Below are 16,775 nucleotides of genomic sequence, written 5' to 3'. Positions count from 1 at the left end.
GGGCAGGCCGCCACCGCCGGGCGGCCCGGGCGGAAGACCGGGCCGGCGCCAACCAAACAAGCAGACAACGGCGTGGCACCTCACCACTGCCGGGGCCGACGTCACCGCGGCCTTCCCCGAGGCCCGCCGCCCCGACGGCCCGGCCGCACCCGAGCAGGCCGCCCTGCGGTACGGCCGCAGCCACCTCCTCGACCTCGGCCGCGTCCTCACCGCCTTCGTCACGGCCGGTCGAGGGACCGTCACCGAGGTGGCTTCCGCCTCACGGGATGCGCTATGAAGATCCCTCAGGAGGGCCGCGATCCCGTGGCCCGCACAGACGGGGGACGTCACGTGAAGCCCATCGGCAGCAGTCGCCGCACCATGGTCCTGGCCGGCCTGGCCGCGGTCGGCACGCTCACCCTGACCGCCTGCAGCGACGACGGGTCGTCGTCGAACACCGCGACTTCCGCGCCCATCGCCCCGGGGGCGACCCCGGTCGCCACTGCGAGCAGCACGCCCACCAGCCCGGCGTCCTCGATCACGGCGGCCGCCCCGACGAGCTCCGCGGCCGCCCCGGCACCGGCCGTTTCCGCCCCTGCCCCGGGCACCACGGTCAAGATCGGCGCCGCCGTCCAGCTCCCGTTCTCCTACGGGGGCGACCAGGGCGCCATCGCGCTCACCGTCACCTCGATCGAGAAGGGCGACCCGGCCGACCTCGCCTCGCTGAAACTCGACGACAACGCCAAGGGCCTGATGCCGTACTACATCCACTACAGGGTCACCAACATCGGCAACACCGACCTGTCGTTCACCAACGTCAGCCACATCAAGGGCCTGCTCGCGGACGGCACCGAGGCGCCGGACCTGATGGTCTTCGGCACCTTCGCCAAGTGCTCCGACGGCTCGATGCCCAGCGAGTTCACCAACGGCAAATCCGCCGACCTCTGCATACCGGCGATGTCCCCCAAGACGTCCAGGGTCGCGGCCGTCGAATACTGGGACGACCCGTACACCCTCGACAACGGCATCACCTGGAAGTGATCCACGGCCGGATCCGCGAGTGCCCGGCCCGTCCACCGACGTCAAAGGACGCGACGGCATGTGCGCGCGTCCTGCGGCCGTCCGATCACCGGACCCCTGACCGAACTGCCCGAGATACTCTCCCGACCGAACGACCAAGGCTTCCCCAAAACCGACGGATGACGGCACACGCGACCGCCACCGTGCCGCTCGGATACCTCGCCCCGGAGCCCGAGCCGTGGGGCGCTCCGCTCGTGCCCAGCGATGAGCCCCACCCGGTCCTCCCCGGCGGCCCCGGGGGTCGCCGACTCGGACGGCGACAGGTGGCTGGTGTCCGCCGGCACCCGCAACACAGTGGCCCTGCACCCCGACGACGCCCCCGGTCGGTGCGGGCTCAGTGATCAGCGGTATGCCTGATCCGGCGGTCAACTGCGAGCGTTTCAAACCGAGTTTGGCCCGATCGACCGGGCTCTTCCCGAAGATGGCGGCGATGGTGCAGCGGTGCGGGCCAGGGCGGGGGTCAGGTTTCGGGTGGCATTCGGGTGGTTGCGAGGAGTCCCGTCCTGTGGGCGAGGACTGCGGCCTGGACGCGGTTGTCGAGGCCGAGGCGGGTGAGGATGCGGTTGACGCGGCTTTTGACGTTCGCCTCGGTCAGGTCGAGGGCTGAGGCGATCCGGGCGTTGGACAGGCCCTGGGCGACCAGCACCAGTACCTGGAGTTCACGCTCGGTGAGCAGGTCGGTCGGCGAGCGTTCGTCCGGTGAGGGGGTGGGAGGGCTGGGGAGGAGCGCCGGCGGTAGGGCGGTGACGGTGCTGATGAGCCGGCGCGTGACGCTCGGGGCGAGTACGGGTTCGCCGTCGGCGGCGGCGCGGATGGCGTGGGCCAGTTGGTCAGGGGTGCTGTTCTTCAGCAGGAAGCCGCTGGCGCCGGCGTGCAGGGCCGCGTGTACGTACTCGTCGAGGTCGAAGGTGGTGAGGACGACGATGCGCGGGGCCTGTCCGGGGCCGGGCCAGGTGGTGGTGATGCGCCGGGTGGCCTCGACTCCGGTCATGCCGGGCATGCGGACGTCCATGAGCACGACGTCGGGCTGGAGCTCGGTCGCCAGGGCCGTGGCCTGTTCCCCGTCGGATGCCTCACCGATGACGGAGAGGCCCTCACGGCGGTCGATGACCAGGCGGAGTGCGGTCCGGACGATCTCCTGGTCGTCGGCGAGGAGCACTCGTACGGTCATGAGGTCTCCGCCGGCTGAGGTGTTTTCGCGGACAGGACGGCGTGCAGCCGCCAGCCTCCCTCGGTACGCGGTCCGGCCTCCAGCACGCCGCCGAAGGTCGTGACGCGTTCGCGTACGCCGATGAGCCCGCGGCCGGATCCGGGGACGGGCCGGTGGCCCGGTGGGGCAGGGTCGTTCTCGATCTCGATCGTGAGGGACGAGTCGTCGCCGCGCACGGCGATCCGTACGTCGACCGGTCCTGCGTGCTTGAGCACGTTCGTCAGTGCTTCCTGGATGATCCGGTAGGCCGTCACCTGCATTCCTGCGGCAAGGGTGGAGAGTGCCCGGATCTCCACTTCGGAGGCCACCCGGCAGCCCGCCGCGTGGGCGGCGCCGATGAGGTGGTCGAGATGGGTGAGGGACGGCTCGGGCGTGAGCTCCTGCTCCCGGGGTGACAGCAGCCCGAGGATGCGCCGCATCTCGATGAGCGCGGTGTCCGCGGTCTGCGCGATGTGGCCGATGCTCTTCCCTGCGAGGAGCGGATCGTCCTGCATGACGTCCTCGGCGGCGCGTGCCTGTAGGGCGATGGCGCTCACGTGGTGGGCGACCACGTCGTGCAGGTCGCGGGCGATGCGGGCCCGCTCGGTGATCACCGCCTGTCGGGCGTTGAACTCCTGCTCGGCTTTGAGACGCTGGTTCAGGTGGCGCAACCGGTGGGCGTCGGTGCCGATCCGCTGCCGGCCGTATCCCAGGGTCCAGGCCAGAGCGAAGAAGAAGCAGAACGTCGTGGCGCTGATCGGCTCGACCGATCCGAGCTGCGGAGTCTGCCAGTGTCCGGTGAGCGCATCGGTCGCCAGGGCTACCGCGAGGCAGAGCAGCGTGCCCGGGAGACTCCTGGAGGCCGGTGTGTAGCGGGCAACGGCATGAATGCCGATCATGAGCAGGAACGGCCCGGGTATCTTCCCCTGGATGGGGCTGAGCCACTGGAACGCCACGTACAGACCCGTCATGGCCGCCAGGACGGCTCGGGGGCATGTCCGTCTCCATATCAGCGGGACGGTCTGTGCTCCCCACAGCGCCAGGCCCCAGCCGGGCGGGGCGGGTCTGCGGTCGAGCAGCGTGGCGATGTCGAACAGGGTCAGCCCGCAGCCGAGCGCGACGTCCACGAGTCGTGGACGGTCGGCGATCCGTTGGTGGGCGGCTCGTACGGCCGCCGTGGTCCTGGTCATCATCTCCGGTGTCAGGCTAGACGAAGCATGGAGGTGGGCGGATCCTCCCTCAGGCGCGCATCGATAGTTGCGCCGCGGCGCGGGAGATCGCCGTTCGGACCGAGGCGGGCCGGGGCGGCGCTCTCCTAGCGTGATCGTTCATGACGGATTATCAGATATCAGGCTTCCGCAGTACCTTCTTGGGGAGGCGCAGGGCTTCGGGGCGGGCGGTGCGGTGCGGTCTGCTGGTGCTGGGCACCGGGTCGATGCTGTTCGCGGTGGGCGGGCGCTGGGACATCGCGGCCGCGGCCTGGATCTTCCCGGTGCTCCTGCTGCGCTTCTCCCGCCTCAGCCCCGTGTGGTCCGGGGCGCTGTGGGTCTGGCTGGCCCACGGCGCCGCCGCGGTCTTCTGGGTTGGGGAGTCGGAGATCGGCTTCAACCCGATGGTCCTGGTGGGCGCGATCGGTATCGCCGCCTTGCAGACGCTGCCGTTCCTGGCCGACAGACTGTTCGTCGGTCGGTTGCGTCCGTGGATGGCTGCTCTGACCTTTCCCGCGGGCGTCGGCGCCACCGAGTTCCTGATCACGTTGCTGTCGCCGTTCGGCACGGCCTACGGTTCCCTGGCGGTCACCCAGTACGGCGATCTTCCGCTCCTGCAGGTCGTCTCGATCACGGGCCTGTACGGCATCGGCTTCCTGGTCGCCTGGTTCGCCGGCACCGTCAACGGGATCCTGGATCGGGCCGGCGGGTGGCGAAGCGGCGTGCTCTGTGTGGCCGTGCTGCTGACCGTAGTCCTCGGCGGCGGCGCGCGCCTCGCCCTCACGTCAACAGTGGGCCCGACCGTACGGGTTGCCGCAGTCAGCCCCGACCAGGCCGTGGCCGACGCGCAGCACGCGGCGCTCGGACGGATCCCGGGCGGCCGCGCGGGCGTCGCCACCGCGCCCGCGGCGGACGTGGAACCTGCCATGACCGCCGTGGAGAACGACCTGCTGGCCTCCACCCGGCGTGAGGCCGCAGCCGGAGCGAAGATCGTGATCTGGCCCGAGGAGGCCGTCAGGACGCAGGAGTCCAACGAGGCCGCAGTCATCGCGGCGGCGCGGGATCAAGCCCGCCGGTCGGGCATCTACCTGGAGATCGGACTCGGCGTCTACAGCTCGGTTGGACCTGCCTACGGCCGGGACGAGGCGGTCTTCATCGACCCCCACGGGGACGTGCTCTGGACCTACCAGAAAGCCCATCCCATTCCCGGCTCGGAGAAGTTCCGGCCCGGCGACGGCCGCGTGCCCGTTGCGGACACTCCCTACGGCCGCATCGCCAATGTCATCTGCTACGACGCGGACTTCCCCGCCATGATGCGGACCCGCGCGGACATCATGCTCGTGCCCGCCCACGACTGGAAGGCGTACGGGAGCGCGCACACCCGGAAGGCGAGCCTGCGCGCCATCGAGGACGGCTACTCGCTGGTCCGCCAGGACTCGGAGGGCGTCTCGGCGGCCTTCGACAACAACGGCCACGTCCTCGCCACCACCGACTACTTCACAACCGATCAGCAGACCATGGTGGCGTACGTTCCCACGCGCGGCGTCACCACGATCTACGACCGCATCGGCGACACCTTCGCCTGGCTGTGCCTGGCCACCCTCGCCGCACTGGCCGCCACCGCCCTGACTCGTACGCGGCGGCCCACCGGTCACGGCCCGGGGACCGCCGGCGCCGCCACCGGCAACCGCAGCCTGGAGGCCGAGGGCCGCGCCGAGCAGATGTAGGGCGACGCCAAGCAGGCCGGTGCGAAGGCGAAGGATGTCTTCAAGCACTGACCGCCGGTCGCGCGGCCGGGGCCGCTGGGTCCCGGCCGCGCATCCACGGCCGGTATGCCGTCGCTGCGCAACGTCCTCTACTACCTGGAGGCGGCCGACCTGCGGCATGTTGCCGAGGCGATGATGTACAGCGCGGGCTTCGTGGACGGAACAGTCGATCTCTGGGGCGGGGAAGACAACGACGACCCCCGCTGAGTCGGGCCGAACAGCAGGGAGCAGCAGGAGCGCCGGGACGAGATCTGACCTGGCGGAGTCTCCCCCGTCCAGTGACTTCATTTCTCGTGAGCATCTGCACCGCCCGAGATCGCAAACTGCTGCCCGAACCGCTGTTCGCCGTCATTCAATCGAGGCGTTTGACGGCGAATCCAGTCGCTCAGGCTTCCTTGTCAGCGAACCTGGTCGCTCTTCGGCCCGATGCCTTTGATCCTGGTCGGAGTTCCGTCCGGGGCGAACGAGTCGTGGAAGGTGAAGGCGTGCGGCGCGGCGCCGTGGTCGTGGAGGTGCTCCAGCCTGGAAACCCCGTCCCGCCAGGTGGGTATCACGCCGTCGGAGACCCACCAGGACACGTAATTTGGGCGCCCTGTCCTCTCGAACCAGTCGTAACGCCTGTTCAGCGCCGCACGGTGCAGACCGGTGTAGACGGCGTCGAAGGCGGGGCGCAGGTCGGTCCAGAGTGAGAGGGTCGCGGCCAGGGCGGTGGTTTCCACCGTATGGCCCTTGCCGTACCAGGTCGGTACGGCGAACTCTCCCCATGCACCCCAGTCCGCGTCGAAGAGCTCGCCCCGGTCACCGTCTGCCGCTTCAGCACGCGCGAGGTATCCGGGGTGCTGACTGATCTTCCGGTAGACGGCCTCACCAATCTCGTAGAACTCGCGCGTGAGAGGTCCGGGATCGGCGAGAGGTGACTTCAGGACGCCGAATGTGTACAGAGCAAGATGGGGCATGCGTCTCTCCCTGGTTGGGGCTGCCTGGCGTGGATCCGGTTCGGTGACTTTCGCATGGGGGCGAGGGTTCGTGGGGCGTGACCCACGGGTTCCTTCAGGCTGGCCCAGCCTGAAGGAACCCCTGTGCGACCGTGGCGACCACCGAAGACCAGATGAATGTAGCTGCCTCGGCGAGCCATGTCGAAGTTGCAATTTCCCTGTCCAAGTGGCCTCTTGCACAGGTCCTTGCGGGAACTGGGACGGTGGCGCTGCCTGCCTCCGAGGAAGTCCGCATCGACCCATCAAATGCCGAGAAGCAGCATCGAAGGACAACCGCTTACCAAACGCTGCTACTTCACGCGGGCCGGTCGTCGGGTGCGGGGATGGCGGCGCGGGCGGGCGGGAATCGTCACCCCCAGGCTCGGGACAGTGCTGGGGCGGCCTCAAGGCCGCCCCGGCACATCGGACCAACCGAACGCGCCGATCGCGCGGCCGGTACCCGCAGCTGGCTTGTTCACCGCCGCGCTCAACCGTTCCCGGCCGCCAGGGCGGTGGCGCGTGGCCGGGCGATCAGGGCAGGACAGCCGCGGAGCCGGCCGGGTTCACCGGCCGCCGCCGGGCGGCTGGGCCCGGCGGCCCGAACTCGGAGACGCAACCGCGGTCGGCGGCGCTCGTTGAGCAGCAGAGCGGGTGATGGGCAGATGTCGGCCGCAAGTCCGAGGAGGGTGCCATGGCGTCGAAGGACCGTGCGGTGCGCAGTGTGGTGGTGACGGGGGCGAGCGGCGGGACCGGGACGGTCACCGCGCTGCGGCTGGCCGGGTGCGGCTTCGAGGTGATCGGCACCGTGCGCTTCGCCCGCAGGGCGAGCAGTCCCGCACCCGGCCCGGTCACGTCAGCGGTGACAGGGCGTACAGCTCTCGCCGCAACAGGCGCTGTCTGCGAAGACGCCGAGTCAAGCACACGATCCCGAAGCCGAGGGACCATAGGGTGAACACAACGGTCGTCGGCACCTCGCAGGCCGCGGCACACGGGGCGGGACTCGCCGCCTACCTGCTCTCCGCGTCGAAGGATCTGACCCCCGCGACCGTCGGAAAGGCCATCACCACTCTGGCTGTCCCCCGACCGCCTGCTCGATCTGCCAGTGGGCAGCCGAACCTGCTGGCGTTCAACAGGCTCATCGCATTTGAGGGTGTAGCCGGTGACTGAAGCCGCCAGTCTCGAGCAGGGATCTCGTGGGTTCTCCACAGCCGCGCCTGCTCCTGTCCGCAGGCATGGGTACCGACGGTGCTGTGTGGGGCGAGGTGGCCCCGGAGGCAGCCCGCCACGTGTGGGCGGTCATGACGTAGGGTCGATGTATCGGAGTAGAAACGTGCTCTGGGGCCGAGCAGATAGCCGGACAGGGAGTACGCGCACACGCGGCATCGGACGATCCGCCACTTCTTCCACGGAAGGAGTGCGTCATGAGGGCAGCACAGTTCAGCCGGTTTGGCGGCCCGGAGGTTCTTGAGATCGTCGACCTCCCCGATCCCCGTCCCGGCGCCGGAGAGATACGGATCAAGGTCCGTGCCGCGGGGATCAACGCCAGCGACTGGAAAAAGCGTCAGGGCCTGATGGACCAGGAACTGCCACAGACCCTGGGCTACGAGGCTGCGGGCATCGTTGACGAGATCGGCGACGATGTCTCGGGTGTCACGGTTGGCGACCGGGTCTTCGGAGCCTCACCATACGGAGCCGCCCAAGCGGAGTTGGCCGTGCTGTCCTATTGGGCCCCGATCCCGAACTCGCTCGACTATGCGAGGTCTGCAGCGATCCCTGCGGCAGCCGAGACCGCAGCGCGCTCGCTCGACCAGCTTGGCGTCACGGTGGGCAGCACCGTGCTCATCAGCGGGGCATCGGGCAGCGTCGGGAGTGCCGCTGTCCAACTCGCCGTGGAGCGCGGCGCGCGCGTCATCGGCACGGGTAGTCCAGGCACGCACGATGCCCTCCGCTCGCTCGGGGCTGAGCCGGTGGCATACGGCGACGGGATGCCGGAACGAGTCCGGGCAATCATGCCGTCGGGTGTGGATTTCGCACTGGACGTCGCTGGCAGCGGCGTCCTTCCCGAACTCGTGGAGCTCGCGGGCGCGCCCGAGCGCGTGATCACGGTCGCCGACTTCCGGGGCGCGCAGCAGACGGGCATCCGCTTCAGCCGCGGCGACACCGGCCGCGCCACCTACGCGCTGGCCCAGGTAGCTCAGATGACTGAAACGGGACGATTCTCCATCCAGATCGGCCGGACCTTCCCCTTGACCGAGGTGGCCGACGCGCACCGCGTCGGCGAAGCCGGGACTCTGCGCGGCAAACTCGTGCTGCTCGTGGACTGACCGGTCGTCGAGGGGACTCTTCACGATCGAAGGGGCAGTTGCGGCCGGAATCCGCCGGTCTCTAGCAGTGACCGTGCAATGCAGTTGGGCAGGTTGCGGAATCCGGGCGCGGATCCACGGAGGTGTTCGAGGCGGCCGTTGATCGCCTCCGTGGGACCGTTGGACGTACCGGGACGGCCGAAGTAGGCCAGCACATCGGCAGCTCGCTTCGTCAGGGTCCGGCCGAGCGTAACGACCTCGGCCAGCGCGCGAGGAACGCCGTGGTCTCCCGCTCCGTGCGAGAGGCTGAACAGCACGTCCACCACCGCTGGCGCCGGCTCCGCGCACGGGCCAACCCGCCGGAGTGAGCTGAGCGCAAGGGCGAGATCGGGACGCACAGCCTGCGATGGCCCGTCGCTCACCCTCGGCTGCGCCGTCTTGAGGTCGTGGCTCGTCGGAGTCGATACGCGGGACCGCGCGCACTGGCCCCGCATGCCGAGTCAGGTGCCCGAAGCCGCCGTCGTCGCCCACAAGCTGGCGGTGGAGCGAGCTGTGTACCTTCGGCTTGTGGATGCTGACCAGAGCGCTGCTCTTTCATGGCGTGTCGCTCACTCGGTCGGTTCCTGGTCGGTGAGCAGGTCGAGCAGGCCGGCGGGGGCGTTGTCGCCGAAGATGAGCTGGTGATTCTTGTCGGATTCGGCGGCGAACTGGGCACTGCGGGCGAAGAGAGCCTGCTCGTACTCTGCAAGGGCGGCTTCGATGTCGTCGGGATGTGCGGCGATGGCTTTGCCGAGTTCGGCGCCGTCGAGCATGGCGAGGTTGGCGCCCTCCCCGGCGAACGGTGACATGAGGTGGGCGGCATCGCCCAGCAGCGTCACTCCGGGAACGCGGTCCCAGCGGTGGCCGATCGGCAGGGCGCTGATCGGGCGCGGGGCGAGGGCGGTCTCCCCGTCAGTGATGAGTGCGGTGAGTTCAGGCGCCCATCCGGCGAATTCTGCCGCGACCTGGGCCGCCGCCGTTTCGGGACTGGCGAGGACGGCGGCGATCCATTCCTGCGGCTTGTTGAGCGCGACGTAGGTGTGAAGAACGGCGTCGGCCTCTCGATGGCCGAGGATCCCCTTGCCAGTCGTGACGGCGAACAGGGAACCGTCGCCGGTGGCCTTGGCCGCCGCGGGGTGGCGCCGGTCGGCGTCGTACAGGTAGGTCTCGATGAACGACGTGCCGACGTACTCGGGCTTCGCGTCGGAGAGCAGCGGCCGGACCCTCGACCAGGCGCCGTCCGCGCCGACGAGGAGGCCGGTCGTCACGGTCGGCCCGTCGGCGAACGTCAGCTCGTGCCTTCCGTCTCCGAGGGGGCGGACACTGCTGACTCTGTGTCCCCACTGGATCATCTCGCCGGGCAGCGAGTTGATCAGGATCCGACGCAGGTCTCCGCGGAGCACCTCGGGGCGCCCGCCCGTGCCGTCGTCGGGCTGGTCGAGCAGAACCGCGCCGTGCTGGTCGAGCACGCGCAGGGCCTCGCCGCCTTCGTGGATGATCGCGCGGAACTCGTCGGTGAGGCCGGCCGCTTCGAGGGCGAGCTGCCCGTTGTACTCGTGGATGTCGAGCTGGCCGCCCTGCGTGCGGGCGTCCGCCGATGTCTCGGCTTCGTAGATGGTCGCGGGGATGCCGTGCAGGTGCAGGACCCGGGCGAGGGTCAGGCCGCCGAGCCCGGCGCCGATGATCGTGACGGGAGTGGTCATGGTGGTTTCCTTTCGGCTGGACACGCTCTACTCGGGTACAGTGTTCGCAGTAATGGCGCCACGATAGCACTACTGCGAACAGTGAGCGCAGTAGTTAGGAGGGAAACCCGATGGACGACGCTCACACGGTGGTCTGGAACCGGCCGGAGCGGGCCGCGAAAGGCCCCGCGCCCTCGCGCACCCGGGCGGAGATCACCGCCGCCGCCATCGCGATCGCCGACGCCGAGGGCATCGAGGCACTGTCCATGCGGCGCGTCGCCAAGGAACTGGGAACGGGCACAGCCTCGCTCTACCGCTACCTGGCATCCAAGGACGACCTGCTCGACCTCATGCTCGACGCCGTAGCGGCCGAAGACGGCGGCCCGCCTGCCCCCACCGGCGACTGGCGCGGCGACTTGCGGACACTGGCCCATCGCTCCCGGGCCACCATCCACCGGCATCCCTGGATGACCTCCCTCGCGGCAGGGCGCCCATCACTTGGCCCGAACTCCCTCGATGCCATCGAACACGCACTCGCCGCCCTCGATCCCCTCGGCTTCGACATCGACGTCATGATCACCGTCGTCGACACGCTGCAGGCCTTCGTCCGCGGCTACGCCATCGGCGAGCTCGCCCAGCAGGAAGCCGTCCGACGCTCCGGAGTCGGCATCCAGGAATGGATGGACGCCCACGCGCCCTACCTCGACAAAGTCGTCAAGAGCGGGCGCCATCCACTCCTCGCCCGGGTCATTCGTGATGCCGAGCTTCCCCACGCGGCCGACAGCGCCGAGCGCGGTTTCCAACTGGGACTCGAACGACTCCTCGACGGATGGGAGGCCAACCTCCCCATCCGGCCCTGACGATTCGGCGGCGCCAACTGGAGGTTCCTCGGCGAACTCGGCACTCCGACGTCGGCCTCCGCGCGCCGAACCCCCGACGCAGCACGATTCCCAGAAGCGCCCTCTGCCCGGGCGAGATCAAGAACGTGACGCCAGACCGGCAGGTGATGGTGCGCAGGATGGTCGACTTGCCGGCGCCGGCGCCTGCGGAGATCAGGACGTGCGGGGAGTCGGCGTCCAGGTCGACGGAGACCGCCTTGCCGCCCGATCCGACGCCGATGACGGGTGCGGACTCCTTGGCCTTGGCCATCATCTCCCGGATCTTAGGATCCTTCAGCAGGGCCTTCGCCGGGGGCTTGCAGGTCTTCTTCACCATCACATATGTCTCGCGGCCGGCCACGTCCACCTGCTTGTCGAACTTCGTCTGCGCCATGCCGTGCCCCGGCGGTGCACGGTGCGCGGATCAGCGGGCGATCGAGATCGCGAAGGGCACGAATCCGCTGGACCGAATCACGTGCGGTACGAACAGTATCGCGGCCTCCGTGGCGCGGGCGGTCTGGATCCCGCCGAGATCAGTGATCCACTCCTTGCGCCAGCCGAGGTCGATGAGCAGTTCACGGACGGTCTGCTTGGCCTGCGGGTCCTCGCCGGAGAGGAACGCGGTCGGTGTCTGGGTGAGCGTGGCCGGTGCGGTCATCACCGGGAAGAGCATGGTGTTGAGTGTCTTGACGACGCGCGTTTCGGGGAGCGCTTCCTGGAGCTGTTCGGCGAGGCTCGAGCCGGGGTAGATCAGGTCGGCGGGCAGTCCGTCCGGTCCGTCGGTGGTGGCGTTGGAGACATCGACGAGGATCTTGTCACGCAGTTCCTCGCGCAGGGCGACGAGCCGGTCCAGCGAGCCGTTGCCCGGGGTGGCGTTGATGACGATGCGGGCTGTGCGGGCGGCGTCGGCGGCGGCGCCCGGCGTGCGGTCCGCCACGGTCACCTCATGCCCTGCCCGGACGAGGGCCGCGGCCAGGTTGCCGCCGACGCGTCCGTTTCCGAGAACTGCGATCGTGGTCATGATGATGTGGTCCTTCCGTGGGTGCGGGTTGTGGTGCGCGGTCAGCGGGAGAGCGTGGCGACGGCTTCGGCGTGGACGCCGGGCGCGGCGGCCAGGAAGCTTTCGCTCTGCGGGGTCCAGGGGCGGCCCTCGGCGTCGGAGATCTGTCCGCCGGCCTCGGTGACGAGCAGCGCTCCGGGGAGCAGGTCCGCGCGGGCGCCGGCGAACTGCCAGAAGGCGTCGATCCGGCCGGCGGCCACGTTCAGCAGGTGCAGGGTCGCGGGCACGGCGGCGCGGACGACGAGCGCGTCGAAGAGCATCGCAGTGATCGAGGAGCCGACGCGTCGCACGACCTTCTCGTCCTCGTCGGGCCGGGCCTGGCTGGTGGCCACGATGCTCAGGCCGAGGTCCGCGGTCCGGGAGACGTGCAGCGGCCGGCCGTCGAGGTGGGCGCCCGCGCCGGTGAGCGCGGTGTAGGTCTCGCCGGTCAACGGCAGGTGGACCGCGGTGAGCACCGGCTGGTTGTCGCGCACGAGGGTGGCGGTGACCGCCCACTCCGGAAGGGCGTGCAGGTGGTTGACGTTTCCTTCGGCCGGATCCACGACCCACCATTCGCCGGGCGGCAGCGCCCCGCCGTCCAGTTCGTCCTCCACCCAGCCGGCGTCCGGGCGCAGGCTCGTGAGGCGGGGGCGCAGGATGTCGAGGGCCGTGTCGTCGTTGGCGGCGAGCGCGCGCATCAGCTCTTCGCGGGTCTGGTAGCGGACCACCTCGCCGAAGCGCTCGCGCAGCGCCGAACCGGCCGCGCGCACGGCGATCGCGGTCTGGGCGAGCAGGTCGGCGTCCAAGGCGGCGACGTCAGTGGTCTGAAGCGTTTCGGACATGGTGGTACTCCCGTGTGAGGAGGGGTGATGAGGCCGGTCGAGGGCCGAACTGCGCGTTACTTCCTGCGCTTTCGCCTCAACGGTAGACAGCCCCGTAATTAACTTCAAATGCATGTCAGGCACGGCTAGGATTACTCACATGCAATTGGATTTGAACCTGCTCGCCGCGCTCGACGCGCTGCTGGAGGAGGGAAGTGTGGCCGGGGCGGCCGCGCGCCTGCACGTCACCGCCCCCGCGATGAGCCGGAGTCTGGGCCGAATCCGGCGCACGACCGGGGATCAGATCCTGGTGCGCACCGGCCGCACGATGACCCCGACGCCGTACGCGATCGCCGTCCGGGAACAGGTGCACGAGCTGCTGCACCAGGTCCAGGGGGTGCTGGCACCGAGCCGTGAACTAGATCTGGCAACGCTGGAGCGCACGTTCACACTCCGCTGGCACGACTCCCTGGTTGCCTTGAGCGGCCCCGCACTGCTCGCGGCCGTACGCGGACAGGCGCCGGGCGTGCGATTGCGCTTCGTCGCGGAATCGAGCATCGACACCCCCGAGTTGCGGCGCGGCGAGGTCGACCTGGAGGCGAACGCCAACCGCCCGAGCGCACCGGACATCCGTGCCGAGAACGTGGGCGAGACCCGCCTCGTCATCGTCGTGCGGCAGGGGCATCCCCTCACCCGCGTCAGGGCCGTGACCGCAGAGCGGTACGCCGCCGCCGAGCACATCACCGTCTCGCGACGCGGGAACCTCGGCAACGCCCTCGACGACGCCCTCGCGCGGCTCGGCCTCACCCGCCGCGTGGTGGCGACCGCGCCCACGGAAGCGGCCGCGCTGGAGTTCGCGCGCGGCTCCGATCTCCTGATCAGCGTCCCCGAGGCCACCACGCGGTCCGCGGTCGCCGACCTCGGCCTGGTCGTGCTCCCCCTCCCGCTCGAACTGCCGTCGGCACCGATATACCTGTCGTGGCATCAGCGCTACGACACCGACCACGCCCACGCCTGGCTGCGCGGGCTGGCGCGAACCGCGCTGGCCACGTGCGGAGCGTCGTAGTCGGCGCCGTCCGGCCGCTTCACCCGTACGTCCACGCGACCACCTTGATGCCGCACGGCCGGCCGCTGTGCGGACCCGCATTGACCCGCATCAGAGCACCAGACCTCGGCGGTAGGCATACACGACCAACCTGAACGCGGTCGCGAAGCCCGGGTTTGCCGAGAATGCAGGACGCGACGAACGTCTTGACGGTCTCCTGGCTGCTGACGTCGAAGCAGATCGCCGCCGCGTTCGGCGACGTGCCGAGCGACCGCGCCGCTGCGGGTCAAGACACCTAGCCCCGCCCTAAAAGGCGTTGTCCAGCGTCAGGGTGAGCTCGGCGATCCGCCACCCACCGTCGGACCGGCACAGGCCGAACGTGTAGACCCCGGTCGAGATCATCTGGATGCTCTCGCCGGTGTTCCTCGTCTGCACCAGATAGGCCCGCACCTCAGCGGTGGCGGCGTCCGTGGCCGTGACCACGACATTGCCCAGGTGGTGCCGCACCCTTCCGGTCTGGGCCGTGTACCCGTCACGGATGAAGTCGAGCACCGCCGCGCGTCCGGCGACCGGGCCGAGCACTCCCTGTCCGGGCATCGTGAAGGTCCAGGTGGTGTCTTCGGTCAGGACCGCCTCCAGCTCGGGCACATTCAGCTCGTCCAGGGCGTGGGCGTAGTTCGCCACCGCCTGCTGGAGTTCGGCGATCACGAGACCACCGTCAGCACGATCTTGCCTTGGATGTGGCCCTGCGCGGCTCGCGTGTGTGCGCTGCCCGCCTCGGGCAGCGGGTAGGTGCTGTCCACCCCGACCTGCAGCTTGCCCTCGTCGAACAGGCGCCCGATCTCGGCGAGCTGGGGGCCGTTGGAACGCACCTGGATGTTCGAGACTGTGATGCCCAGACTCGCTGTCTCTTCCGGGTCGTACTGGGCGAAGAACACCGGAAGCATCGTGCCGCCGCGCTTGAGCACGGTCAGGAGGCGTGAGCCGTCCGGGCCACCTACGGTGTCGATCACCAGGTCGACACCGCTGACCACGTCCGCGGCCTGCGTCCTGGTGTAGTCGATGAACTCATCAGCGCCGAGCTTGCGCAGGAACTGCTCGTGTCGGCCCGAGGCCACCCCGATCACGCGTGCCCCCTTCCATTTCGCCAGCTGCACCGCGAAGTGGCCCACTCCACCGGCGGCCCCGTTGACCAGCACGGTCATCCCTGGCGTGATCGGCACCGGCTGGTGCACCTGGCCGGTGAAAGGAGACGGCACGTCGTGGCCGAGATCAACCAGGTACTGCCAGGCCGTAAGCACGGCCATCGGCGCCCCAGCCGCCTGCACGTGGTCGATACCGGCCGGCTTGTGAGCCAGGTCCGAAGCCGGCGCGGCCACGTACTCGGCGTACGTCCGGCCGTCGAACCCGGGGAACCGCAGCATGCCGAAGACCTCGTCACCGACGGCAAACCCCAGCACGTCCGGAGCGACCGCCTGAACCACGCCCGACATGTCCGTTCCGGGGATCAGGGGAAACTCCAGGGCCGGCCTCATCTCGGCCGGCATGACCTTCAGCCCCTCACGCAGGTACCAGTCCGGCGGGTTGATGCCCACCGCGTGCACCCGGACGAGCACCTCGCCCGGGCCGATCCCGGGAACCGGCACCTCGTCATACTGCAGAACTTCCGGCCCGCCCGCTTCGTGGAACTGAATCGCCTTCATCGCGTCTGTCTCTTTCCTGGGGAAACGTTGCTCCTTAAGTCAAGGCCCACCGCGGCATCGCCGTCCAAGACCTGTTCGGCAACCTGATCATTCCGAAACGGCATGACGCGTACGCTGGAAGCGTGAACGATCCCGGACAGGACCTGGAACTACGGCTGGTGCGCTACTTCACCGTGGTGGCGGCGCACCAACACTTCGGCCGGGCCGCCGCCGACCTGCACGTGGCCCAGCCGGCGCTGAGCCGCCAGATCCAACGGCTCGAGAAGCATCTCGGCGCACGACTGCTGGACCGCACACCCCAGGGCACCCAGCTCACTCCGGCCGGCCAGAAGTTCCTCCCCCGGGCCCAAGCCCTGCTGCAGGCCGCCCACCAGGCCGAGCAGGCCGTGCGTGAACAAGCCAACACCGAACGAATCACCATCGGCTACGTCGAAGACCTGGTGATCACTGCCGCCGTACGGGAACTGCGCCGCCGTCACCCTGACGCCGAGATCGTCACCCGCTACCTGAGCTGCCGCGATGTCGGGGCGCTGCCAGACAAGCGCGTCGACGCCCTGATCGCGCGGACCCCGCTGCCACTCGCCGCCGACGACGTGTTCACCACCCCGCTGTACGAGGAGCCCCGGATGCTCGTGGTCCCGCGCGGCCATCCCTTGGCCGGCCGCGCGTCGGTGACCGCGGAAGAACTGGCCGGCGAGAAGGCGGCGCCGTGCGCGTTCGAGACCGCGGACTGGACTTCCTACCGGATCCTCGGGGCCGACGTACCGACGATCGAGAGCTACGAGGACAAGCTCGAACTCATCGCGAGTGGCAGGGCGATCGCCGTGCTACCGGTCGGCGATCGGCGTAGCTCACTGCGTCCCAACCTCGTCACCGTCCCGGTCGAGGGCGCTCCCCCCAGCCAGGTCGTCCTGGTCAGCCGCAAGGGCGACCCGAATCCGATGATCAGGAATCTCCGGCTGGCGGCCAAGGCCGTCCTGACCACCCCGGCAGCCTGACCGGGACCAGCCGACCCGCAGGGCGCTGAACTGCACCAAGCGGTGCTCACGCGCGCCGTGTTCGTCGCGCA

Annotated in this window: 16 protein-coding genes and 3 pseudogenes; 9 read left to right on the top strand and 10 right to left on the bottom strand. The window is 69.5% G+C overall.

Translation table 11 applies throughout. The features are described from left to right. Positions 1 to 330: 330 nt before the first annotated feature. Entirely contained in the window at positions 331 to 1,020 is a 690-nt protein-coding gene (locus tag OG871_RS37715; protein ID WP_371503030.1) for a hypothetical protein, read from the top strand. A 363-nt stretch (positions 1,021 to 1,383) separates the two neighbouring features. Here OG871_RS37715 and OG871_RS37710 read toward each other — a convergent pair. From OG871_RS37710 to OG871_RS37700, 3 genes and pseudogenes are all read right to left on the bottom strand, one after another. After that, a pseudogene (locus OG871_RS37710) lies at positions 1,384 to 1,476 on the bottom strand (IS5/IS1182 family transposase); the annotation flags it as partial. A 43-nt stretch (positions 1,477 to 1,519) separates the two neighbouring features. Next, positions 1,520 to 2,230 carry a response regulator gene (locus OG871_RS37705; RefSeq protein WP_371503028.1) on the bottom strand — a complete coding sequence of 237 codons (711 nt, stop codon included), beginning with the start codon at positions 2,228 to 2,230 and terminating at the stop codon, positions 1,520 to 1,522. Then, positions 2,227 to 3,438 carry a sensor histidine kinase gene (locus OG871_RS37700; protein ID WP_371503026.1) on the bottom strand — a complete coding sequence of 404 codons (1,212 nt, stop codon included), beginning with the start codon at positions 3,436 to 3,438 and terminating at the stop codon, positions 2,227 to 2,229. Before OG871_RS37700 ends, OG871_RS37705 begins: the two co-directional genes overlap by 4 nt. A 227-nt stretch (positions 3,439 to 3,665) precedes the next feature. On the opposite strand from OG871_RS37700, the gene OG871_RS37695 reads away from it, so the two are divergent. Both OG871_RS37695 and OG871_RS37690 read left to right on the top strand, forming a co-directional pair. After that, positions 3,666 to 5,183, top strand: a complete 1,518-nt coding sequence (locus OG871_RS37695; RefSeq protein ID WP_371503024.1) for a nitrilase-related carbon-nitrogen hydrolase — start codon at positions 3,666 to 3,668, stop codon at positions 5,181 to 5,183. Between the two features lie 105 nt (positions 5,184 to 5,288). Continuing rightward, positions 5,289 to 5,429 (top strand): hypothetical protein, encoded by a 141-nt coding sequence (locus tag OG871_RS37690; protein WP_371503022.1) that lies wholly within the window; start codon positions 5,289 to 5,291, stop codon positions 5,427 to 5,429. A 191-nt stretch (positions 5,430 to 5,620) separates the two neighbouring features. On the opposite strand, the gene OG871_RS37685 is transcribed toward OG871_RS37690, so the two are convergent. After that, a complete protein-coding gene (locus OG871_RS37685) occupies positions 5,621 to 6,178 on the bottom strand; it encodes a DUF3291 domain-containing protein (protein ID WP_371503020.1) in 558 nt (185 codons plus the stop codon). A gap of 813 nt (positions 6,179 to 6,991) precedes the next feature. Between OG871_RS37685 and OG871_RS37680 the strand changes: the two are divergent. The 3 genes and pseudogenes from OG871_RS37680 to OG871_RS37670 all read left to right on the top strand — a co-directional run. Beyond that, positions 6,992 to 7,150 (top strand): annotated as a pseudogene (locus OG871_RS37680) (IS5/IS1182 family transposase); the annotation flags it as partial. Continuing rightward, positions 7,145 to 7,363, top strand: a complete 219-nt coding sequence (locus OG871_RS37675) for a S8 family serine peptidase (protein ID WP_371503521.1) — start codon at positions 7,145 to 7,147, stop codon at positions 7,361 to 7,363. The pseudogene OG871_RS37680 and the gene OG871_RS37675, both read left to right, overlap by 6 nt. 254 nt (positions 7,364 to 7,617) lie before the next feature. After that, positions 7,618 to 8,520 (top strand): NADP-dependent oxidoreductase, encoded by a 903-nt coding sequence (locus OG871_RS37670; RefSeq protein WP_371503018.1) that lies wholly within the window; start codon positions 7,618 to 7,620, stop codon positions 8,518 to 8,520. Positions 8,521 to 8,540: 20 nt separating this feature from the next. Here OG871_RS37670 and OG871_RS37665 read toward each other — a convergent pair. Then, positions 8,541 to 8,780, bottom strand: a pseudogene (locus tag OG871_RS37665) (transposase); the annotation flags it as partial. Positions 8,781 to 9,107: 327 nt separating this feature from the next. Further along, positions 9,108 to 10,241 (bottom strand): FAD-dependent oxidoreductase, encoded by a 1,134-nt coding sequence (locus OG871_RS37660; protein ID WP_371503016.1) that lies wholly within the window; start codon positions 10,239 to 10,241, stop codon positions 9,108 to 9,110. A gap of 110 nt (positions 10,242 to 10,351) precedes the next feature. On the opposite strand from OG871_RS37660, the gene OG871_RS37655 reads away from it, so the two are divergent. Continuing rightward, positions 10,352 to 11,080 carry a TetR/AcrR family transcriptional regulator C-terminal domain-containing protein gene (locus tag OG871_RS37655; RefSeq protein WP_371503015.1) on the top strand — a complete coding sequence of 243 codons (729 nt, stop codon included), beginning with the start codon at positions 10,352 to 10,354 and terminating at the stop codon, positions 11,078 to 11,080. A 442-nt stretch (positions 11,081 to 11,522) separates the two neighbouring features. Here OG871_RS37655 and OG871_RS37650 read toward each other — a convergent pair whose 3' ends face one another. After that, positions 11,523 to 12,119 (bottom strand): NADPH-dependent F420 reductase, encoded by a 597-nt coding sequence (locus OG871_RS37650; protein WP_371503014.1) that lies wholly within the window; start codon positions 12,117 to 12,119, stop codon positions 11,523 to 11,525. A 41-nt stretch (positions 12,120 to 12,160) separates the two neighbouring features. Next, on the bottom strand, positions 12,161 to 12,979 hold the full coding sequence (locus OG871_RS37645) for a 3'(2'),5'-bisphosphate nucleotidase CysQ (protein WP_371503012.1): 819 nt from the start codon (positions 12,977 to 12,979) through the stop codon (positions 12,161 to 12,163). A gap of 139 nt (positions 12,980 to 13,118) precedes the next feature. Here OG871_RS37645 and OG871_RS37640 point away from each other — a divergent pair, with 139 nt between their 5' ends. After that, positions 13,119 to 14,024, top strand: a complete 906-nt coding sequence (locus OG871_RS37640) for a LysR family transcriptional regulator (protein ID WP_371503011.1) — start codon at positions 13,119 to 13,121, stop codon at positions 14,022 to 14,024. A gap of 285 nt (positions 14,025 to 14,309) precedes the next feature. Here OG871_RS37640 and OG871_RS37635 read toward each other — a convergent pair whose 3' ends face one another. Then, entirely contained in the window at positions 14,310 to 14,711 is a 402-nt protein-coding gene (locus OG871_RS37635) for a nuclear transport factor 2 family protein (RefSeq protein ID WP_371503010.1), read from the bottom strand. Beyond that, a complete protein-coding gene (locus OG871_RS37630; RefSeq protein ID WP_371503008.1) occupies positions 14,708 to 15,706 on the bottom strand; it encodes an NADP-dependent oxidoreductase in 999 nt (332 codons plus the stop codon). Before OG871_RS37630 ends, OG871_RS37635 begins: the two co-directional genes overlap by 4 nt. Positions 15,707 to 15,828: 122 nt before the next feature. Between OG871_RS37630 and OG871_RS37625 the strand changes: the two genes are divergently transcribed. Further along, a complete protein-coding gene (locus OG871_RS37625; RefSeq protein ID WP_371503006.1) occupies positions 15,829 to 16,704 on the top strand; it encodes a LysR family transcriptional regulator in 876 nt (291 codons plus the stop codon). Positions 16,705 to 16,775: the final 71 nt, after the last annotated feature.

Source organism: Kitasatospora sp. NBC_00374 (assembly GCF_041434935.1).
GTDB lineage: Bacteria > Actinomycetota > Actinomycetes > Streptomycetales > Streptomycetaceae > Kitasatospora.
Note: the sequence above shows the minus strand (reverse complement) of the source record. Positions and strands in the feature narration are given on the sequence as shown.